Consider the following 20,529-nt stretch of genomic DNA (forward strand, 5'->3'; position numbering starts at 1 on the left):
CAAGCCGTCACCAATGTCAAAGCATGCCAATGATTGTCGCTTGCAACAACTCCCGAGGGACTACCGCTGGCGGGTGCGGCCGAGCGGCCTTGCCGCGTGCGCGTCGGCGTGCCCATAGGCGCGATTGCAGCGGGCGTTGTCCTGGGCGCGCGCCGGGGGCTGGCGCGGCACGGCGCCGGCCCATGCTTGCCGGGGCCTTGAAACCCGCCCGCCTCGCATTGACCTTGCTCGCGCCGATGGCGGCTGCCGCCAGCTTCCCCCAGCCCGTGCCCTCGGGCGCCAAATTCCTTGCGACGAGCGCCTTGAATAAGCGCAAACGCACAATACAATAACCAAGTATTCTACTCAGAAATCGGAGCGAGCCATGAGTGCAACACCCGACGATGTCCTCACCGGCGAGGCCAACACGGCAGCGCAGACTTCCTCGAAGGCCGCAGAGGCCGAGGCGGAGTACGGCCATCTCGTCAAGTCCGAGTACGAGCACGGGTTCGTCACCGACATCGAGTCGGACACCCTGCCGCCGGGCCTGGACGAGTCCGTCATCGCGACTATCTCCCAGCGCAAGGGCGAGCCCCGATGGATGCTCGACTGGCGCCTGGCGGCCTATCGCAAGTGGCTCGACATGCCGACGCCCAAGTGGGCCGCCGTGCACTACCCGCCCATCGACTACCAGTCCATCTCCTACTTCTCGGCCCCGAAGAAGCAGGAGCTCGAGAGCCTGGATGAGGTGGATCCGGCGCTGCTGGAGACCTACGAGAAGCTCGGCATCCCCATCGAAGAGCAAAAGGCGCTGGCCGGCGTCGCGGTGGACGCGGTCTTCGACAGCGTCTCGGTGGCCACCACCTTCCGCGAGAAGCTCTCGGAGGCGGGCGTCATCTTCTGCGCCATCTCTGAAGCCGTACAGGAATACCCAGAGCTGGTGCAGAAGTACCTCGGTACCGTCGTGCCCCCGACGGACAACTACTACACCGGGCTCAATTCCGCGGTGTTCACCGACGGCACCTTCGTCTACGTGCCCAAGAACACCCGCTGCCCGATGGAGCTCAGCACCTACTTCCGCATCAACGAGGCCAAGACCGGCCAGTTCGAGCGCACGCTCATCGTCGCCGACGAGGGCAGCTACGTCAGCTACCTGGAGGGCTGCACCGCGCCGCAGCGCGACGAGAACCAGTTGCACGCCGCCGTGGTGGAGCTGATCGCGCTGGAAAACGCGGAGATCAAATATTCCACGGTGCAGAACTGGTATCCGGGCGACGAAGAGGGCCGCGGCGGCATCTACAACTTCGTCACCAAGCGCGGTGACTGCCGCGGCGACAACTCCAAGATCAGCTGGACCCAGGTAGAGACCGGCTCCGCCATCACCTGGAAGTACCCGAGCTGCATCCTGCGCGGCGACAACTCCGTGGGCGAGTTCTACTCGGTGGCCGTCACCAAGGGCAAGCAGCAGGCGGACACCGGCACCAAGATGATCCATCTGGGCAAGAACACCCGCTCCACCATCGTCAGTAAGGGCATCTCGGCCCAGCAGGGCATCCAGTCCTACCGCGGGCTGGTGCGCATCGCCGGCAAGGCCGAAGGGGCGCGCAACCACACCCAGTGCGACTCGCTGCTGATCGGTGACAAGTGCGCCGCCAACACCTTCCCGTACATCGAGGTGAAGAACCCGAGCGCGCAGATGGAGCACGAGGCCACCACGTCGAAGATCAGCGACGATCAGCTCTTCTACTGCCGCTCCCGCGGCCTGACAGAAGAGGATGCCGTGTCCATGATCGTCAACGGCTTCTGCAAGGAGGTCTTCAACGAGCTGCCCATGGAGTTCGCCGTGGAGGCTCAGAAGCTGCTGAGCATCAGCCTCGAAGGCGCCGTGGGCTGAGCGGGCCGACCGGGCGCCGCACCGGCCGAGGTCCGGGGGCGCCCGACGAGCCCATTACCGCTGCCGGCTGCGGCTCGGCGGCAGCGCCGCCGACCCCGTCGCGGGGGCCAGTCGCCACGCGCAAATACTGCCGCGCCACCGCTGGGTGCTGCCGCGGCGTCAACCGACAAGTAAGCCGCATCCGATGACACATGCACGGATGCCGTCAGCCGATTGGGAGTCGAACATGCTGTCTGTGAAAGGCCTGAAGGCCGAAGTCGACGAGAAAGAGATCCTCAAGGGGCTCGATCTGGATGTGGGCGCCGGCGAGGTGCACGCCATCATGGGCCCGAACGGCTCCGGCAAGAGCACGCTCGCCCATGTGCTGTCCGGGCGGGAAGGCTACGAGGTCACCGGCGGCAGCGTCAGCTTCGAGGGCAAAGACCTCTTGGACCTGGACCCCGAAGAGCGCGCCTGCCTGGGCCTGTTCCTGGCCTTCCAGTATCCGGTGGAGCTGCCGGGGGTGAACAACACCTATTTCCTGAAGGCCGCGCTGAACGCCAAGCGCAAGTACCACGGCGAGGAAGAGCTGGACGCGGTCTCCTTCATGCGCCTGATGAAGGAGCGGCTGAAGGTGCTGCATCTGGACGACTCGCTGCTGAAGCGCCCGGTGAACGTCGGCTTCTCCGGCGGCGAGAAGAAGCGCAACGAGATCTTCCAGATGGCCCTGCTGGAGCCCAAGCTCGCAATCCTGGACGAGACCGACTCCGGGCTCGACATCGACGCGCTGCGGGTGGTCGCCAACGGTGTGAATGCCCTGCGCGGCCCTGAGCGCTCCATGATCGTAGTGACCCACTATCAGCGCCTGCTGGACTACATCGAGCCCGACTATGTCCATGTGCTGGCCAAGGGCCGCATCATCCGCTCCGGCGGTAAAGAGCTGGCGCTGGAGCTGGAAGAGAAGGGCTACGGCTGGATCGTCGACGAGGCCGCGGCATGAGCGCGCAGGCACTCAAGTCCGATACCCCGGCGGCGCCGCAGACACCGGAGCCCGGGCCGTTCGACAGCTGGCTGCCGAGCGTGGCGCGCGCCGATGAGCCGCAGTGGCTTGCACTCGCCCGTGCCGACGCCACCGAGCGGGTACACACCCAGGGCGCGCCCACCAGCAAGTCCGAGGGCTGGCGCTACACCGGCCTGCGCGCCCTGCTGGAGCAGGGCTTCACGCCGGTGGACGAGCCACTGAGCGCACTGCTGCCGGAGGACATCGACGACCTCTTGGTGCGGGGCCTGGACAGCCACCGCGTGGTCATGGTCAACGGCCGCTTCGCTCCGCAGCTGTCCGACCTGGCGGACCTGCCGTCCGGGCTCACGATCAACGGCCTGCGCGCCAGCCTCGCCGAGGCGCCGACGGCCCTGGCCGACAGCATCAACGCCGTCGCCGGCGAGGGTGCGCATGTCTTTGCATCGCTGAACACCGCCGGCCTGGACGACGGCATGGTACTGCACGCCAAGCGCGGGACGCTGGCGGAGAAGCCCGTCGAGCTGCTGCATCTATCCGTGGGCATGGACGAGCCGCGCGTGGCCCAGCCGCGGCACTTGATCAGCCTCGACGACGGCGCGCAGGTGACGCTCATCGAGCGCTTCGCGAGCCTGGGCGATGCCTTGTACTGCAACAACGCCCTGCTGGAGATCCGCCTCGGCCGGGATGCGGCACTCAAGCACAGACGCGTGCAGCTGGAGAGCCCCAGCGCCTTTCACGTCTCGGGGGTGTATCTGAGCCAAGCCGCCAATAGCCGCTACGACGGCGTCAATGTCGGCATCGGCGCACGCTGGGCACGCACCGATGTGGTGACCCGCTTCAGCGGCGAGTACGCTGACTGCAATCTCCAGGGCCTGTACCTGGCCGGCGACCAACAGCTGCTGGACTACCACCTGGATGTCCACCACGGCCTGCCGCACTGCGCGAGCCGCGAGAACTTCAAGGGCGTGGTGCACGGCAAGGGCAAGGCCGTGTTCGACGGGCTGGTGTATGTCGCCAAGGACGCCCAGCACACGGATGCCGAAATGTCCAACCGCAACCTCTTGCTGTCGCAGAGCGCGGAAGTGGACACCAAGCCGCAGCTCGAGATCTACGCGGACGACGTCAAGTGCAGCCACGGCACGACCGTGGGTCAGATCGAGCCGGAGAAGCTCTTCTACCTGCGCTCCCGCGGCATCCCGCAGGCGCTGGCGCGGCGGATGCTCTGCATCGGATTCGCCGGCGAGATCATCGATGCCCTGGGCAACGACGCCCTTGCGGAGTATGTGGCCGATGCCGTCGGCAACCGCTTGGAGGCCGCGCCGCTATAGGGGCAGCTCGGCTGTCCGCGGGAGGCGATCCGAAACCCGTTCCGGGTCCGAGCCCTCGGGCTCGGTCCTGACAGGTCGTAACGGTGGTGAAGTGATGAATAGACTTGCGCGTTTCGCCGGCTTTGGTGCCGGCCATCAAGAAGGCGTCGACCGCGACGAGACCGAGGCCGGCGATGCCGCCACAGCGGCTTCGCCCGCGGGCGCTACCGGCGCTCCGGGGGCCGGTGTCGGCGGCGAGGCGCTGCGAGAGCCCATCATCGCGGCGCTGCGAAATGTCCATGACCCGGAGATCCCGGTCAACATCTACGATCTCGGGCTTATCTACAAGATCGACATCGGCGAGGGCAACGACATCGCCATCGACATGACCCTGACGGCGCCGGCCTGCCCCGTCGCCGGCATGATGCCGGTGATGGTCAAAGACGCGGTGAAAACCGTCGACGGCGTGGGCGAGGTCGAAGTCGAGCTGGTGTGGGACCCCCCGTGGAGCCCGGATACCATGTCCGACGAGGCCAAGCTCCAGCTCGGGATGTTGTAAGGCCGCTCGGGCGCTATCAATCGCTTGACACGGGGTATTCCCGGTCGAAAAATCGGGATGCGCAGGGGTCGAGACGTTGGCGATGCTCGACCCCCCTTTTTCTATGACCAAGTTTTTGGCCAAGCCTATGACCAAGTCGGTGACCAGGTCTATCATCTGGTCTATGACCTGGATCGAGAGGACCACCGTCAGATGCTAGCCCTGTGGCAGGCGACCGCAGACCACTCGCGGCAGGTGCCCGAGCCATGGCGGGATTGTCGCGGCTCCCCCGGGTCGCTCCTGTCACGGGGCTTGCCGCAGTCGCACTGGAGGCCGACGGAGCGCATGCCTCAGTGGTGAGCGCGCAGCCTGCCATCGCCAACACACACGGTGTCGCCACCGCGCTCGACATGTCGCCCGTATGGCCCAGCGCGTCCGGGCGACCCTTGGTGGTGGTGGTGGATGACCAGAGCTCCGGGCGGCGGATTCTGGAGGCCGTGATACGCGGCATCGACGCACAGCTCGATGTGCAGGCCTTTGCCGATGCCGCTGTGGCGCTGGAGCAGATCGGGGCCCAGATACCGGATCTGATCGTCACCGACTACCTGATGCCGGGGTTGGACGGGCTGGATTTTATCCGCCGGGTGCGCTCGCTGCCCGGCTGTGAAGACCTGCCCATCATCGTGGTCACGATTGTCGAGGACCGGCGGGTTCGCTACAAAGCGCTGGACGCCGGGGCCACGGATTTTCTCAGTCGGCCCATCGACGAGCAAGAATGCCGAGTGCGCTGCCGCAACTTGCTGATGCTGCGCCTCTCGCACCAGGAGCTGCGCCGCCGCAGCGAGCAACTGGCACGGCTGTCCAAGCAGCTGAGCCTCGCCGAGCAGCGCGAGCGCAAGCGTCTGGCGCAGGTCATCCACGATGATCTCCAGCAACTGCTGGTGGCAACAGAGCTTAGCTTGCAGCGCGTCGGCCGACGTCTGCCCGCCGGCGAAGGCATGGAGCAGTTGCACGATACCCTGGCCGGGGCATCCGATCTGCTGCAGCAAGCGACCGGTGTGGCGCGTAGTCTCGTGGGGGATCTCAGTCCCCCCATCCTGCACGAGGCGGGCCTCGTGGAAGCCCTAGAATGGCTGGCGCGGCGCATGCGGGGCCGCTATGGCCTCGACGTGGCCTTGAGCCTCGATGCTGCCGCGGCGCCCGCCAGCGACGACGTGCGCAGTGTGCTGTTCGACGCGGTGCGGGAGGCCCTGTTCAATGTCGTCAAGCATGCCGAGACGGACCGGGCGCGCCTCAGCCTGCTCCGCAGTGGCGATGCGCGTCTGCGCCTGTTGGTGGAGGACGACGGCGTCGGCTTCGATGGGACAGCTCGGCGCGATGACACCAGCCCCGAGGAGGGTTTCGGCCTGTTCTCCATGGGCGAGCGGCTGCACATGCTCGGCGGCCAGCTGCGGGTCGCGAGCGAAGTCGGCAGGGGTACCCGGGTGGAAATGACAGCCCCGCTCGGTGGCGATGCCGATGCGGGCGGAGATGCCGCGGCATGCGATTCCGATGTGGGTGCAGCGTTCTCGGAGGTGCTTCCGGCGCCCGCGGTGTCCGTCGCTTCGCCGGCCCCCCTGCGTATTCTGCTGGCGGACGATCACGCTATGATGCGCCGAGCATTGTCCGCCATGTTGGCGGGAGAGCCCGGCATCACCGTCAGCGGCGAGGCCAGCGATGGCTTGGAGGCGATCGCCGAGGTGGAGCGCTCGCAGCCCGATATGGTGCTGATGGATGTCTCGATGCCGCGCATGGACGGGCTGGAGGCCACGAGACGCATCAAGGCGCGCTGGCCGAGCGTACAGGTGATCGGGTTGTCCATGCATGAGCCCTCGGATCGCTCGCAAGCCATGCTCGCCGCCGGTGCAGCCGCCTACCTGTGCAAGAGCGACGATGTCGGACTGCTCTTGGAGACCATTCGCCGCGTGAGCGTGCGCGGGGCATCGGCAGCGCCCCCTGCCGGCGACTGACGGCGGTACGGGGGCGCTGACCACGCCGTGCCGCGCGCTGCTGTGGACCAACTCGGGATACGGCGATGGCGATGGCGCGGAACCGTGATCGACAAGCGACCGACGGGGTCACCACAGATGGCCGCCAGCGGCTGCTGAGCCCTTTGCTCGCGCGCTTGCGCGCCAGTACTGCCGAGCAGGAACAGGCCATCATCCGGGTGGTGCTGGGTGGCATCGCGGTCTTGTACATGGTCACCGCCGGCAGCGAGGGGCTGCCCGACTACATCGTGCTCATGGTGCGCTGGATCGCGGGCCTGTTCCTCGGATCGGCGCTCTTGTTGCTGGCGGCTGCATTCGTCGGCTTGGGGCCGATACCTCTGCGGCGCAGCTTCGGGATTCTGCTCGACATTGCCGCCACCTCGGTGACCATGGCTATTGCGGGGGAGGCCGGAGCACCGCTGCTCGGCATCTATCTGTGGGTCATCGTTGGCAATGGCTTTCGCTACGACGCCCGCTATCTTGCTCTGGCCACGTTGCTGAGCCTCGCGGGCTTCACGCTGGCGGCGCTCAACTCGCCCTACTGGCACGCCCATCCCTTCTTCGCACTCAGCTATCTGCTGGTGCTGTTGATTATTCCCGCCTATGTCGGGGCGCTCCTCGGTAAGCTGCGTCGCGCGATGCGTCAGGCCGAGCTCGCGAGCTCAGCGAAAAGCCGTTTCCTCGCGAAGATGAGCCACGAGCTGCGTACGCCGCTCAACGGCGTCATCGGCCTTAGCGAGCTGTTGCTGGATGCCGACTTGCGGGGGCAGGAGCGAGAGTTCGTGCGCACCATCCACGCCTCGGGGCGCACCTTGCTCGGGATCATCGAATCGATCCTGGATTTCTCCAAGATCGAGGCAGGTCGCATCAACATCGTCTCCGGGGATTTCGATATCGAGCGTCTCGTGATGGAGACGGTTGCCATGTTCGGCGCAGAGGCCAAGCGTAAAGGGATCGCATTGGATGTGCAGCTCGACCCCGAGCTGCCGCAGCAGCTGTGCGGCGATACACTGCATATCCGCCAGGTGCTCATCAATCTGCTCGGCAACGCCATCAAGTTCACCGAGACCGGCAGCGTCACGGTGCGCGTGCTGCGAGGTGACGATGAGGGGGCGTCGCCGCAGCGGGTGCCGGTTCGCTTCGAAGTCGAAGACACCGGCATCGGTATCGCCGTGGCGGATCAGCCCCATATTTTCGAGAGCTTCCGCCAGGCCAATACCGATACCTCCCGCCTCTACGGCGGTACCGGCCTCGGCACCGCCATCGCCCGCGAGCTGGTGCAGCTGATGGGGGGACGCATCGATTTTCGCAGCAGCTTGGGGCAGGGCTCTGTCTTTTGGCTCGAGCTGCCGCTCGCGCGCTCCCAGGAGATGCAGACCGCTGCGCGGGAAGAGCACGTGGAAGCGTCCACGACTGCCTCTGTATCAGGATCTCCGCCGGAGGCGGAGAACATTATCTCGCTCGCAGACCACCATCGCCGCCAGCTCCCGGCCGGCGGGCTGCGGCTGCTCGTGGCCGAGGACAATGACACCAACAGACAGGTGCTGCGGGCCATGCTGGAGCGCGCCGGGCATCGGTTGACGCTGGTGACCGACGGCGAGGCCGCATTGGACGCGCTTGAGTCGGATGGCGATGCGCCGGACCTGCTGGTACTGGACAAGAACATGCCCGGTCGCGGCGGCCTAGAGGTGTTTCGGGCACAGCGCTTCATGCGCCCGCAGGCGCCCATCCCCACCATCATTCTCTCTGCCGACGCGACGGAAGACGCCTTTGCCGAAGCACAGGCCGCCGGGGTCGATGCCTATCTCACCAAGCCCGTCGAGGGGCGTGGGCTGCTCGATACCATTGCCCGCGTCGCCCGCAGGCAGCGACCCGCGCCAGTCGGTGGCGGCGCGCCGGCGGGTGCGCAGTCGCTCGGCAGTCGCTCGCCCGCGCCAGCAGCTGCCCAGCCTGTCAGCAGCAGCTCGCGCGCGGCGGCGGTCGAGCCCCTGCTGGATGCCGACAAGGTGGCCGAGCTGCGGCGGCTCGGCAAGGGGAGCAACTTCTTCGAGGAGCTGCTCTCGGGCTTCCAGGGGGACGCGCACACCGCGATGGCCGGTATCGCTGAGTCCTTGCAGATCGGCGATTACCCGGCCCTGCGCCGGTCGGTGCACGCGCTCGAGGGCAGCGCCGGCGAGATCGGGGCCCTGCGCCTCGTGGGTGCCGTGCGGCGCCTGCGCAGTCTCCGGCCCTTTGAGCTGGATTCGCCCCGGGCCCGCGGGCTGGAGCGCGAGGTCAGGCAGGCCTTGGCGGGGACACTCCATGAGCTGGGCCTGCATGAGACCCACCCGGGCGACGCCAAGGCCGCGGCGCAGCCGCCGCAGCCCAGGCCGCAAACTGATCCCACCGCCTGACCCGCTGATCGCCGCCTTGGTGGCCGGGTCAGGCCGCAGGGCCGACTCCTCAGGCCGCCGCTGCGCCGCGCTGGTGTTGGCGCGAGACCAAGCGCTGCATCATACGCAGGTCCCGCTGGTCGAGGCTCAAGGCTGTATCCACCCAGATCTCCACGGTGTCCAGCAGCTCTTGATAAGAAATCGGATCGAGGGTATCGCGAACCCGGCGCAAAGCACGGAAGCCATTACGGGCGCGATTCTCGCGCTTGACATACTCATAGACCGCAAGGTCACCCTCGCCGGGCTGGGCCAGCACGTCCACGAGGCCCATCTCGTGCAGGTCCTCGGCGCTGTAGAGATTGCCACTGAGAATCATGCGCTCCGCTTGCTTGGCGCCCAGCTTGCGTGAGAGCAGGCTGTAGGCTCCCATGCCGGGGAATAGGTTGAAGAGAATTTCCGGGAAGCCCATTTGTGCGCCCCGCTCGGCAATCAGCACATCGCTGGATAATGCCGTCTCGAAGCCGCCCCCTAAGGCGCTACCCTGGACCAAAGAGATTGTCGTCACCGGACTGCCGAAGTGCTGGATGTTCCCATAGAGCGCGTCGATGCACTTGCGCCCGTAGGCGAGCAATCCCGCCCGATCTTGCGCTTGGACCAGACTACCGAACAGATCCAGGTCGCCGCCGAGGTTAAAGGTCCCGGGAATGGTCGAGGCGGTCACGTGGTAGCGCATGCCGAGCCGCTCGGCGTTGTCGCTCAGGTGGTCTACCCAGTGATTGAGCTCATCGAGCACCGCGATGGTGAAGCAGGGCCGCTCGGCAGGCTGCATATAGCACCAAGCGATGTGATGGTGCTGGTCCAGGTGGACTTGGAGCTGACGGTAGGCGGGGGTTGCTGGTGTGCGATCAATGATGGTGGCGACTGTGGACATGGGAGGCTCCGGTTCAGCGAAGGTTTGAGGAAGCGGGCGTGGTCGCCGCTGGTCCGCGTTCGCTCGGCCTGGCCCTTCGGCTGCCGGGGCGGAGTCCATTGCCGCTGTGCGCAGTCCGCGGTGGTTGCAGGGTTGCTGATGTCGGCACCCGACTGCTGGGCAATCACTGCGGGGTTTTCCGGGAATACCCTAAAGGGTCAACCCTGGTCTGTGGCCATGCAAACGCTGCCCTCATGCTAAGCGCAACGCTTTAACAAAAAATCAGGTATTCCCTGATTCCAATCTAAGCAAAACTATGCTGAGCCCCGCAGTGTGAGGCGGGTCTCACTTTGGGCGTCTGCGCGCGGGGTCCAAGCGCATCCGCGCCCGCGCTGGTCGACGCAGGCCGGGCGGTGTCGACTCGCCGAGGTCCGCCTTGGGCCGGGCGGGCCGGGCGGGTTGGCTCGCTGCGGCTCAGGGATAGAAGCCGATCTCGGCAACACAGAGCTCGGCGTGCATGACGCGGCCGATGGCGACAATGCCGAGACGCTTCAGACGGGTTGTGTCGAGGGCCGGCACCAGCCGGTGGGGGGTAAAAGACGTGAACGGCAGGCGGATCTCTGTCCAGGTATCGGCAGCGACGAAGTCCGCACGGTAAGACTGCCAAGGCATGGTGGTGGCGGCGGTCTTGAGGTGGACGTTGTAGGCTTCGCCATTGCCGCGCGCCACGAGGCGGATGCCGGTGAAAGGGCTCGCATCCAGCTGTCCGGTCGGGGACAGATCCAGGCTCATCTGCACAAACCCGCCGTTGTTGGCGAGGCTCACGTCGCCTTGCAGACAGAGCGCCCGGCGGCCGTCCAGCTCGCGAGGCTGCATACTTGCCCTGGAGACGCCGCCCATGACCTGGTCGGTCACCAGCCGCCAGGACGTGCCGAGACGCGAGCGCCCATCGGCGTCGGCGAAGTCGTCGATGAGGCCGCCGGCATCTGCACCGGCGGTGGCGGCGAAAAGGCTGGTCATGGCAAGTATCCGCGCTGGCGCTCGCATTGCTCCAGTGTGCATCACGGCCGCCGGGCTGTCATCCCGGCGGTGTACGCACGGGCAGTTGACTTCGGTAATGGCGCAACGATTTCCTCAGAGCGGTGGCCGACGGCGGCAGACAGACCCCGGGGCCACCACCGTCAGCAATTGCACCCGACTACAGGAGAGACAGATGTACGGCTTTTCCACGACCGTTGACACCGGCTTTGATGAGACCATCACCCGGGTCACCGACGCGCTCAAGGACGAAGGCTTCGGCGTGCTCAGCGACATCGACGTCGCCGGGACGCTCAATGCCAAGCTCGGCGTCGAGCACCGGCCTTATCGCATCCTCGGCGCTTGCAACCCGCAGTATGCGCATCAGGCGTTGACCGCAGAGCCGGACATCGGCCTGCTGCTGCCCTGTAACGTGGTGGTGCGCGCCGAAGCGGACGGGCGCACGTCCGTGCTGTTCATGGACCCGGCGGCGGTGCTGGAGCTGGTGGACAATCCGCAGGTGCCGGCGCTGGCGGCGGAGGTGCGCGAGCGCCTCGACCGCGTGGCCACGGCGCTGGCCGCCTGAGTTGGAATCGCACAAGTGCCGATCGCGCAAGCGATTGCGGACTGTAGAGCCAACGCCGATCAGGGATAAGAACGCTCTGCGAGCCCCTACAGCGTTGCTCTAGCCGCCGACGCGCTTGAGCAGGTCGCGCCAGCCCAGCACCTCGCCCGGACCCTCGGGCGCCAGGCTGCGGTAGCGCGGCAGGGTCATGCCCCGACCGATGGACGGCCAGGGCGGCGGCGGCTGTTGCCAGGCGCCGTCGGCAGTACGCATGTGGCTGCGATCACTCGCAAAGTCGGCGCGATAATCCGCGGCCGGCACCACGCGAAAATGGGGCGCCAGATCCGCAGGCAGGTGCTCGATCTGCGGGAAACTGCCCTTGAGCCAGTCCGCGGTCGTTACCGGGAGCCCGAGTCGGGTGTCCAGATCCCAGACGCGATGCCGGCCGTCAAGCACCACCACGTGGTAGTCCCACCAGCACAGCACCCCGGGCGGCGCAGCCTTTTGTCCCGCCAGCGGGCAGGCCCCACTGTGGCTTAGCACGAACAGCACCATACGCGGGCCGGCCCCGAGGTTGGGCTCTGCGCAGAGCCACCAGGCATTCTCCTCGCAGTAGAAGGGCTGATAGCGGAAGCCATGGCCGTCCGCAGGAATGTCTGCTGGGATTGGAGTGTCCGTTGTGCTCACGATTGCGTTGCGGTCGTGCTTGTTGGGGACGCGCGCATCCGCCCATGCGCCGGCGGTGGCTCCGGCGGGGCGAGCGCCCGCTGCGGGCATGCAGCGGGTGCGAAGCGCCGCGGCGTTTGAATCTGGGGATGCTGCGGGTAAACTCTGGCCCTTTTAGCTCCGCGGACTAAGGCCGAGGTTTCAACGTGGTCGCACCCAAGCCCAATTTCCGCCGCATCGAGCGGCTGCCGCCCTACGTCTTCAATATCGTCAACGAGTTGAAGGCCGCGGCCCGGGCACGGGGCGAAGATATCATCGACTTCGGCATGGGCAACCCGGACCAGCCCACGCCGCAGCACATCGTCGACAAGCTCACCGAGGCCGCGAGTCGCCGCGACACCCATCGCTATTCGGTCTCCCGCGGCATCCCGCGGCTGCGTCGCGCCATCACGCACTGGTATGCCGAGCGCTACGGCGTGGAGCTGGACCCGGCCACCGAGGCCATCGTCACCATCGGCTCCAAGGAGGGGCTCGCGCACCTAGCGCTGGCGACCATGAGCGCCGGCGACACGGTGCTGGTGCCGAATCCGGCCTATCCGATCCATCCCTACGGCTTCATCATCGCCGGCGCCGACGTGCGCCACGTGCGTCTCACGCCGGAGGTGGATTTCTTCGCCGAGCTGCACGACGCCATCCAGAGCTCCTGGCCGCGGCCGAAGATGCTGGTGCTGAACTTCCCCGGCAATCCCACCACCACCTGTGTGGAGCTGGATTTCTTCGAGCGCGTGGTGGAGGTCGCCCGCGAGCACGGCATCTGGGTGGTGCACGACCTGGCCTATGCCGACATCGTCTTCGACGGCTACACGGCGCCGTCCATTTTGCAGGTGCCGGGCGCCAAGGATCTGGCGGTGGAGTTCTTCTCCATGTCCAAGAGCTACAACATGCCCGGCTGGCGCATCGGCTTCATGTGCGGCAACCCAGACCTGGTCGCCGCGCTGGCGCGCATCAAGAGCTACCTGGACTACGGCACCTTCACGCCCATCCAGGTGGCCGCCATCCATGCGCTGGAGAGCTCCCAGCAGTGTGTCGCGGACATCCGCGCCATGTATCAGCGCCGGCGGGATTGTCTGTGCGATGGCCTGAACGACGCCGGCTGGTCGGTGCGCAAGCCCAAGGCCACGATGTTCGTTTGGGCCCGTATCCCGGAGCAGTACCAGCCGATGGGCTCGCTGGAATTCTCCAAGAAGCTGCTGCGCGATGCCAAGGTGGCCGTGTCGCCGGGTATCGGTTTCGGCGATTACGGCGATGATCACGTGCGCTTCAGCTTGATCGAGAACGAGCACCGCACCCGCCAGGCGGTGCGCGGCATCAAGCAGATGTTCCGCGAGGATGCCCGCACCGGCGAGAGCGGCGAGGCGCCCGCGGCGGAGGGCAGCCAGCGCGCGGCATCGCAGCCCGCCTGATCACCACGCAGCAGCCGCTGCCCGAGCGCCGCCTGGCCACACGAACGACACTGAGGACACAGCATGGAACCCGTGAACATCGGACTCCTGGGGCTCGGCACCGTCGGCGGGGGCACCGTCACGGTGCTGACTCGCAACGCCGCCGAGATCGCCCGCCGCGCCGGGCGCGGCATCCGCATCGCCCATGCCGCGGCTCGCAGCTATGACGCTGACACCATCGCCGGCCTCGGCGAGATCGGGCGCATCGGCGACGACGCCTTCGCGGTGGTGGACGACCCGGATGTGGACATCGTCGTGGAGCTCATCGGCGGCTACTCGCCGGCGCGGGAGCTGGTGCTCCAGGCCATTGCCAACGGCAAGCACGTGGTCACCGCCAACAAGGCGCTTATCGCGCTGCACGGCAACGAGATCTTCGCCGCGGCACAGGCGCGCGGCGTCACCGTCGCCTTCGAGGCCGCGGTGGCCGGCGGCATCCCCATCATCAAGGCCCTGCGCGAGGGCCTCGCCGCCAATCACATCGACTGGATCGCCGGCATCATTAACGGCACCGGCAACTTCATCCTGACGGAGATGCGCGACAAGGGTCGGGACTTTGCCGATGTGCTCGCCGAGGCACAGGCGCTCGGCTATGCCGAGGCCGACCCGACCTTCGATGTCGAAGGCATCGACGCCGCCCACAAGCTGACCATACTCGGGTCCCTCGCCTTCGGTATCCCGCTTCAGTTCGACAAGACCTTCACCGAGGGCATCAGTGGCATCGAGGCCCAGGACGTGGCCTACGCCGGTGAGCTCGGTTACCGCATCAAGCATCTAGGCATAGCCAGGCGCGCCGCCAACGGCATCGAGCTGCGGGTGCACCCGACGCTGATTCCGCACCGGCGGCTCATCGCCAATGTGGACGGGGTCATGAACGCAGTGCTGGTGAAGGGCGATGCCGTCGGGCCGACCCTCTACTACGGCGCCGGTGCCGGTGCCCTGCCGACGGCCTCCGCCGTGGTGGCGGACGTGGTGGACGTGGTGCGGCTGCTCACCACCGACCCCACCAACCGCGTGCCGCATCTCGCCTTTCAGCCCACGGAGCTCGCCGACACGCCGGTGCTCGCCATGGACGACGTAGAGACCGCCTACTATCTCAGGCTCACGGCGCTCGACCGTCCGGGGGTCATGGCCGGCATCGCCGGTATCCTGGGCGAGGAGGGCATCAGCATCGAAGCCATCCAGCAGAAGGAGCCGGCCCCCGGCGAGACCCATGTGCCGCTCATCATGCTCACCCACCGCGTGCGGGAGTCGGGCATGAACCGGGCGCTGGCGCGCATCGAGGCCCTGGACGCGGTGCAGGGCGAGACGGTGCGCATCCGCATGGAGACGCTGGCGGGCTGAGGTGTTGGACAGGTGCAAGCAGGTGCCCGCGCCGCTGTCGAGCTCTGCGGCGCGACGGAGGATCTCCGTCCGCCAGGCGTCGGAGACCTCGGCGTCGCTCTCACCATCAAGGCTTGCCAGCGGCGTCTCCGCAGTCAAGGCCCGCGCGTTTGCGTCGAGCCGCAGGACATCGGCCAGCACCTGTTCGGTCTCCTGCGTCATCGGTACTGGCTCGCGTTCAGCAGGTTGCGGGTCAGCATACACACGGGGAAGAGCGGGTGCCGGTTGGCAACGGGCATCGGGTTCGAGGTGCGGACGGTCGCCGACTCGGCATCTTCGGCATCTGGTGACACCGTTCCACGGTGTCACCCGTCTGCGGGCGCTCCGCGCCATGCGTCATCTGCTCGGGCGGGCGTGCCGGCGGGTCTTGCTGCCCAAAGCGCTCCGAGCCTACACAGGCGTGACATCTCGGGAGCGGCGTCGCGAGGGGCAAATGTTGGATCATTCTGCCGCCGTTGCCGCGGGCGCATAGCGCAGCAGCAAGAGCCGATCCGCCGTCACCGCTGCGAAGGCGTAGGCCCGGCCTTCATCGTCGCTGAACTCGACCTCGAAGGTCTCCGGCCCGAGCGTCTCCACCACGGTCCCCACCTGGCCGGCCAGCAGGCCATGCTCCGGCAGGTCCTTGGTGAGGGCGACGACGTCGTGAGGCGTGATGTTGTGCATGGCAACTCCGGTGAGGTTGATGCTCAAAGCACGAAGCAACTGGTGAGCCGAGGCGCCGTCTCGCCGGCCGTGATGCCGAGCGCCGCCGCGAAGACGCGCGCCTTGTGCCGCCCGCGCGGATGGGCGGGATTAAGGCAGTAGCCGCGGAGCTTCTCGAGGTCGACGACGGCCTGGTTGGCGTTTGGCAGTTTCACGGGCAATCACCCGTCGAGCCGCTATCCGCCGTTCAGCGCATCGTCGCACCAGTTGACGACCTTGAGCCCCGGGACGCGTGAAAACTCTCGCGTGTTCCGAGTGATCAAGGTGGCGCCGGCGGCGAGCGCCGTGCCGGCGATTAGGGTATCCATGGGGCCGATCGGGGGCCCGTTACGTTCCAGCGTCGCGCGGATTTGCGCGCTTGCGGACGCCTCGGCGCGGCCGAATGCCAGTTGCTGTGTCACGCGCAATAGATCATCAAGTTGAGCTCGGCGCTGCCGCGGGACTCGCGACTTTGCAATGCCGACCTCCAACTCGTACAGGACGATGGTCGGAATGCCGATCTCGCCGGGCGGCGTGGCCAGCAACTTGCTCGGTACGCCATGAAGTCCTTTGAAAAAGAAAATCAGCGTGTCCGTGTCCAGCACGAACATCAGAGTGCCTCACGTTCTTCGTCCTCGCCGCAGGCTGCCCGGATCTCCCGTGCCGTGGGCATGTCCGGCCATGCTCCGGCAAGCGCCTTGACCGCCTCAGGCCACTCCTGATCGGTTCGCTCCCTGATTAACCGCGCCACCCATTGGCTCTGGCTTATGCCGGCGCTGGCCGCAGCGTCCTTGAGTCGTGCGGCGGTATCGGCGTCGAGGTAAAGGGTCAGTTGGCTCATGGCATTCCTCATGCATGACAAAGGCGGCACGTCAGCAGTGTCGCTGCGCACCGTATATGCGCGAGTATACTTGGGCATGGTCGCGGTGTCCGCAGCGCATCCCCGTCGTGCTGTCACTGCGGCGGCCCATGGGCGCCGAGGGCCGGAGGCCGCGGCGACCAGTACATCGAGCACGCTGGGGTCGTGCTTGAGTCGGTTGCGGTGTGCGTGTTGCCAGGCCGCGTGCTCGTTCTCGGCCTTGCGCCGCGGGAAGCGCGCCTGCGCGAGCGTGGCGATGTACTCGCTGGTATGGAAGAGATCAATCACCTGGCGTGCGCTGTGCTGTTCCAGGAAGGCCCAGTTGCTCGCCGCCCCCTCGGCGATGCCGATCTTCTATTTGCCGGGCCGGTTCTTGCGTCTGAGGACTTGACCGACGCGTATGGCCAGGGCAGGCTTGGTGCTCACATTTGCTCAAAATGAATATCGAGACCCGACGATGGCAAGCACGAGTCTGAGCCTGGGCGAGCACTGGGAGACCTTCATCAAGCGCGAGGTCGCGAGCGGTCGCTACGGCTCCGCAAGCGAGGTCATCCGCGACGCACTGCGGCACATGGAGGAGCACAACAGCAAGCTTGCGGCGCTGCGCGCACACCTTGCCGAAGGCGAAGCCCAGGCCCTGGGCGGTGAGGTTGTCGAAGACTATTCCATCGAAGCCCTGTTGGCGGAATCAGACCGGGAGGCGTGAGCGCGCCGCTGCGGGTCAGCCCAAGGGCACGCAAGGACCTGTGCAATATCGCCCGCTACACCCTCAAGACCTGGGGCCGCAAGCAGCGCGATGCGTACCTCCGCGAGATCGACAAGCGGTTTCGCTGGCTGGCCAAGCATCCTGGGCTGGGCAAACCTCGCCCGGACATCAAGGCGGGATACCACAGCTTCCCGCAAGGTTCGCACGTGATCTTCTATCTCATCCGCGAAGGCGGCATCGACATCATCGGCGTGCTGCATCAACGCATGGATGTCTTGAGCCACTTCGATTCGGCGGACGTGTAGGCCGAACGCCGGCGATGCTCGTACTGGTGGCGAGTCTGCCTCGGCACCCGTCGGCGGCTCCGCCGCCAGGACGCGACGCGGGCGGTAGAGCCGCGGCACGAGCGCGAAAACCCGCGGCCCATTCCTCCTCGTAACACCGCTCCGGCGCTGTCACGCATCTGCGGGCCGCTCCCGCGGCGCGTGCGGCAAGCTCTGCGCGTCATCCGGATCGGCTCGCCGGTCTCGGCGGTCCGGTACGGTGACGACACAAGGACAGTGTATCTAGTCCACGCCAAGGCCCCACCGACTCCAATGCCGACACGCCCACTGCTCGTCCTCGCCTCCGGCATCTTCGCGCTGGTGCTGACCATGGGCGTCGCCCGCTTTGCCTACACGCCCATGCTCGCGTACATGCAGGTGCAGACCGGCATGGGCGATGCCCTGGCGGGCTGGCTCGCGGGCTGGAACTACCTGGGCTACCTGTCCGGTGTGCTGCTGGTGAGCCGGCTCAGGGACCTGATGCTGAAGGACCGCCTGTATCGCATCGGCCTGGTGCTGGCTGTGGTCACGACGGCGATGATGGCGCTGGCCGAGTCGCCGCTGCTCTGGGGTATGAGCCGCTATCTGGCGGGGCTGAGCACCGCCGCCGGGCTGATGCTCGGCTCCGGGCTGATCCTGAGCTGGCTCCTGCGCCACGGCCACCGCGCCGAGCTGGGGCTGCACTTCAGCGGGCTCGGGCTCGGCATCGTCCTGGGTGCGCTGCTGGTGGAGCTGGCCGCGCCCGTGCTGGACTGGCGGGGGCAGTGGTGGCTGCTGACCGGCGCCGGCGCCCTGCTGCTGGTGCCGGCCTGGCGCTGGCTGCCGCGGCCGGACACCGGGCCACCGCTCGCGCCGCATCAGGTCGACACGGGCAACGAGCCCGGACCGCTCTGGCTCTGGCTGTTGCAGGGGGCCTACCTGTGCGCGGGCTTCGGCTATGCCATCAACGCCACCTTCACGGTGCTGATCACCGAGCAGCAGCCGGCGCTGGCGGGGCAGGGCGGGCTCATGTGGCTGCTGGTGGGGCTGGCCGCGGCGCCGGCGCCGATCTTGTGGGACCGGGTCGCGCGGCGCCTGGGCTACCTGCCGACGCTCGGCATCGCCTACGTGCTGCAGATCATCGGCATCCTGCTGCCGGTGCTGAGCGGGTCGCTGGCCGCGGCCATCGCCAGCTCCTTGCTGTTCGGCGTCACCTTCATCAGCATCGTCTCCCTGGTGCTGACCATGGTCGGCCTGCGCTACCCGGCGCATCCGGCGCAGATCATGGCGCGGCTGACGCTGGGCTACGGCATCGCGCAGATCGTCGCCCCCGTGGTCGCCGGCGAGCTCGCCGAGCGCACCGGCACCTTCGACGGCTCGCTGGTCATGGTGGCGGCGATCATGGCCGTCGGGCTGGCCTCGCTCGTGGCCATGGGGATGCTCGGCGACGGGCGCCGACGGGCCTGAGTCGGCTCGACCACAACCGCGGCGCCGACGACGACGCCATCACGTCGCTGACGGTGCAGACCGACGCCCGCCACCGCGACTACATCCCCTACTCCAACCGGCCCATCAGCTGGCACACCGACGGCTACTACAACGCCCCCGAGCAGCGCATCGACGCGCTGCTGCTGCACTGCGTACACCCGGCGGCCGAGGGCGGGGCCAACGCCCTGCTGGACCACGAGATGGCCTACATCCTGGTGCGCGATGCGTCCCCGGACTACATCCGGGCCCTGATGCACCCGCGCTGCATGACCATCCCGGCGAGCTTCGTCGACGGCGAACAGGTGCGCCCGGACCGGCCGGGGCCGGTGTTCTCGGTGCGCGGCGACGGCCGGCTGCACATGCGCTTCACCAACCGCGCCCGCAACGTCGTCTGGCGCGACGACCCACTCACCACGGAGGCCGTCGCCTGGCTCAAGGATGCCTTGGCGCGCGGCGGCCCTTGGCAGTTTCACGGACGGCTGGAATCGGGCTGGGGAGTGATCAGCAACAACGTGCTGCACACCCGCACCGGCTTCACCGACGGCGCAACGCCGCGCCTGCTGTACCGCGCGCGCTACTACGACCGCATTGCCGGGACCTGAATGATTGGGAGAGTAACTAAGGACAAACAGGGGCTCACCCCTACCAGGGCCGGTACCAGGGGGAGTACCAGGGGTCGCGGTACCAGGGATAGGGCCCGAAGCCGGGCCAGGGCGGGCCCAGCCACGGGTCCGGATACCAGGGCCAGTCGGTCGGCGCGGTCGGCTCGGGCCAGAGGTGCTTGGCCGTGGCCGCCACCACGGGATAGCGGTAGGGGTAGTCGCCGACATTCCGCGTCTCGACGCCGGTGAGCGTGCCCGTGACCGTCAGCAGGCGGCCTTGGGGGTATTGCGCCGGGTCGAGGAAGCCGGCAAAGCGCGCGATGAAGCGCCCGTAGGCATCGGCCGCAGTCGGCGCGTCCGGCTGGGGTCTGCCGGCGGCGTCCAGCGGCTGGGCCAGCACCTCGATATCCGTCCTATCGGCGGCATTGCGCACCGCAAGGATGCTGCCGCCCCAGCGCACTCGCGCCCCCGTGTGCTGCGCGGGTGCCTCCTGCGCAGCCGCCACCGTGAGCTCGGCCACGGTTGTGCGCAGCTGCGCCGGCATCTGGGCCGCGCAGCCGGTGAGCAGCAGGGCGAGGATGATGGCTGGCATCACGACCGGTGCCTGCCAGCGGCCGAGCCTTGCGGCGCGCCGCACTGGCCGGCGGCCGACGCGGCGCGTGAGGGCGCTGCGGATGACCGGCTGCGCCGCGGCGCTTGCTGTCAGCTTAGGCATAGTCACTGATTCCCGAACC

Annotated in this window: 21 protein-coding genes and 1 pseudogene; 13 read left to right on the forward strand and 9 right to left on the reverse strand. The window is 67.3% G+C overall.

Features of this window, described 5'->3' with window-relative positions; genetic code table 11:
* Nucleotides 1–364 precede the first annotated feature (364 nt).
* The 6 genes from sufB (at nt 365) to CKO31_RS07110 (ending at nt 9,138) form a co-directional block, all read left to right on the forward strand.
* Nucleotides 365–1,873 carry a Fe-S cluster assembly protein SufB gene (gene sufB / locus CKO31_RS07085; RefSeq protein ID WP_200235373.1) on the forward strand — a complete coding sequence of 503 codons (1,509 nt, stop codon included), beginning with the start codon at nt 365–367 and terminating at the stop codon, nt 1,871–1,873.
* Nucleotides 1,874–2,099: 226 nt separating this feature from the next.
* Entirely contained in the window at nt 2,100–2,852 is a 753-nt protein-coding gene (gene sufC / locus CKO31_RS07090) for a Fe-S cluster assembly ATPase SufC (protein WP_200235375.1), read from the forward strand.
* Entirely contained in the window at nt 2,849–4,201 is a 1,353-nt protein-coding gene (gene sufD, locus CKO31_RS07095; RefSeq protein ID WP_200235377.1) for a Fe-S cluster assembly protein SufD, read from the forward strand. Before sufC ends, sufD begins: the two co-directional genes overlap by 4 nt.
* A gap of 94 nt (nt 4,202–4,295) precedes the next feature.
* A complete protein-coding gene (locus CKO31_RS07100; RefSeq protein WP_200235379.1) occupies nt 4,296–4,739 on the forward strand; it encodes an SUF system Fe-S cluster assembly protein in 444 nt (147 codons plus the stop codon).
* A gap of 335 nt (nt 4,740–5,074) precedes the next feature.
* Nucleotides 5,075–6,727 carry a response regulator gene (locus CKO31_RS07105; protein WP_200235381.1) on the forward strand — a complete coding sequence of 551 codons (1,653 nt, stop codon included), beginning with the start codon at nt 5,075–5,077 and terminating at the stop codon, nt 6,725–6,727.
* 65 nt (nt 6,728–6,792) lie between these two features.
* A complete protein-coding gene (locus tag CKO31_RS07110; RefSeq protein WP_200235383.1) occupies nt 6,793–9,138 on the forward strand; it encodes an ATP-binding protein in 2,346 nt (781 codons plus the stop codon).
* A gap of 49 nt (nt 9,139–9,187) precedes the next feature.
* On the opposite strand, the gene CKO31_RS07115 is transcribed toward CKO31_RS07110, so the two are convergent.
* Together CKO31_RS07115 and CKO31_RS07120 are read right to left on the reverse strand one after the other, a co-directional pair.
* Complete coding sequence (locus CKO31_RS07115; protein ID WP_200235386.1) at nt 9,188–10,048, reverse strand: crotonase/enoyl-CoA hydratase family protein; 861 nt, start codon at nt 10,046–10,048, stop codon at nt 9,188–9,190.
* 453 nt (nt 10,049–10,501) lie between these two features.
* On the reverse strand, nt 10,502–11,047 hold the full coding sequence (locus tag CKO31_RS07120; RefSeq protein WP_242475216.1) for a CIA30 family protein: 546 nt from the start codon (nt 11,045–11,047) through the stop codon (nt 10,502–10,504).
* Nucleotides 11,048–11,240: 193 nt separating this feature from the next.
* On the opposite strand from CKO31_RS07120, the gene CKO31_RS07125 reads away from it, so the two are divergent.
* Nucleotides 11,241–11,630, forward strand: a complete 390-nt coding sequence (locus CKO31_RS07125) for a DUF302 domain-containing protein (protein WP_200235390.1) — start codon at nt 11,241–11,243, stop codon at nt 11,628–11,630.
* 99 nt (nt 11,631–11,729) lie between these two features.
* Here the strand turns inward: CKO31_RS07125 and CKO31_RS07130 are convergent, their stop codons facing one another.
* Nucleotides 11,730–12,296: a protein N-terminal glutamine amidohydrolase gene (locus CKO31_RS07130; RefSeq protein WP_200235392.1), complete on the reverse strand. Its 567-nt coding sequence runs from the start codon at nt 12,294–12,296 to the stop codon at nt 11,730–11,732.
* A gap of 185 nt (nt 12,297–12,481) precedes the next feature.
* Between CKO31_RS07130 and alaC the strand changes: the two genes are divergently transcribed.
* Nucleotides 12,482–13,738, forward strand: a complete 1,257-nt coding sequence (alaC, locus tag CKO31_RS07135; RefSeq protein WP_200235394.1) for an alanine transaminase — start codon at nt 12,482–12,484, stop codon at nt 13,736–13,738.
* A gap of 63 nt (nt 13,739–13,801) precedes the next feature.
* Nucleotides 13,802–15,118, forward strand: coding sequence for a homoserine dehydrogenase (locus CKO31_RS07140; RefSeq protein ID WP_200235396.1), 1,317 nt, complete (start codon nt 13,802–13,804; stop codon nt 15,116–15,118).
* A 30-nt stretch (nt 15,119–15,148) separates the two neighbouring features.
* On the opposite strand, the pseudogene CKO31_RS27615 reads toward CKO31_RS07140, so the two are convergent.
* From CKO31_RS27615 to CKO31_RS27870, 5 genes and pseudogenes are all read right to left on the reverse strand, one after another.
* A pseudogene (locus CKO31_RS27615) lies at nt 15,149–15,490 on the reverse strand (addiction module protein); the annotation flags it as partial.
* A gap of 108 nt (nt 15,491–15,598) precedes the next feature.
* Nucleotides 15,599–15,820, reverse strand: a complete 222-nt coding sequence (locus tag CKO31_RS07150) for a DUF4926 domain-containing protein (protein WP_200235398.1) — start codon at nt 15,818–15,820, stop codon at nt 15,599–15,601.
* Nucleotides 15,821–15,843: 23 nt separating this feature from the next.
* Nucleotides 15,844–16,014 (reverse strand): DUF6883 domain-containing protein, encoded by a 171-nt coding sequence (locus CKO31_RS07155; protein ID WP_200235400.1) that lies wholly within the window; start codon nt 16,012–16,014, stop codon nt 15,844–15,846.
* Nucleotides 16,015–16,035: 21 nt separating this feature from the next.
* Nucleotides 16,036–16,452 (reverse strand): type II toxin-antitoxin system VapC family toxin, encoded by a 417-nt coding sequence (locus tag CKO31_RS07160; protein WP_200235471.1) that lies wholly within the window; start codon nt 16,450–16,452, stop codon nt 16,036–16,038.
* The gene (locus tag CKO31_RS27870) at nt 16,449–16,985 is read right to left on the reverse strand and encodes a hypothetical protein (RefSeq protein WP_438874003.1); all 537 of its coding nucleotides are present in this window, start codon (nt 16,983–16,985) and stop codon (nt 16,449–16,451) included. The genes CKO31_RS07160 and CKO31_RS27870 overlap by 4 nt, the downstream gene beginning before the upstream one ends.
* Before the next feature lie 169 nt (nt 16,986–17,154).
* Between CKO31_RS27870 and CKO31_RS07170 the strand changes: the two genes are divergently transcribed.
* From CKO31_RS07170 to CKO31_RS07185, 4 genes are all read left to right on the forward strand, one after another.
* Nucleotides 17,155–17,403 carry a type II toxin-antitoxin system ParD family antitoxin gene (locus CKO31_RS07170; RefSeq protein WP_200235401.1) on the forward strand — a complete coding sequence of 83 codons (249 nt, stop codon included), beginning with the start codon at nt 17,155–17,157 and terminating at the stop codon, nt 17,401–17,403.
* Nucleotides 17,400–17,708 (forward strand): type II toxin-antitoxin system RelE/ParE family toxin, encoded by a 309-nt coding sequence (locus CKO31_RS07175; RefSeq protein WP_200235403.1) that lies wholly within the window; start codon nt 17,400–17,402, stop codon nt 17,706–17,708. The genes CKO31_RS07170 and CKO31_RS07175 overlap by 4 nt, the downstream gene beginning before the upstream one ends.
* A 291-nt stretch (nt 17,709–17,999) precedes the next feature.
* Entirely contained in the window at nt 18,000–19,172 is a 1,173-nt protein-coding gene (locus tag CKO31_RS07180; protein ID WP_200235405.1) for a YbfB/YjiJ family MFS transporter, read from the forward strand.
* On the forward strand, nt 19,169–19,795 hold the full coding sequence (locus CKO31_RS07185; RefSeq protein WP_200235475.1) for a TauD/TfdA family dioxygenase: 627 nt from the start codon (nt 19,169–19,171) through the stop codon (nt 19,793–19,795). Before CKO31_RS07180 ends, CKO31_RS07185 begins: the two co-directional genes overlap by 4 nt.
* Nucleotides 19,796–19,835: 40 nt before the next feature.
* Here CKO31_RS07185 and CKO31_RS07190 read toward each other — a convergent pair whose 3' ends face one another.
* A complete protein-coding gene (locus tag CKO31_RS07190) occupies nt 19,836–20,510 on the reverse strand; it encodes a Slp family lipoprotein (protein ID WP_242475218.1) in 675 nt (224 codons plus the stop codon).
* Nucleotides 20,511–20,529 lie beyond the last annotated feature (19 nt).

It is taken from the genome of Thiohalocapsa halophila, from assembly GCF_016583825.1.
Taxonomy (GTDB): domain Bacteria; phylum Pseudomonadota; class Gammaproteobacteria; order Chromatiales; family Chromatiaceae; genus Thiohalocapsa; species Thiohalocapsa halophila.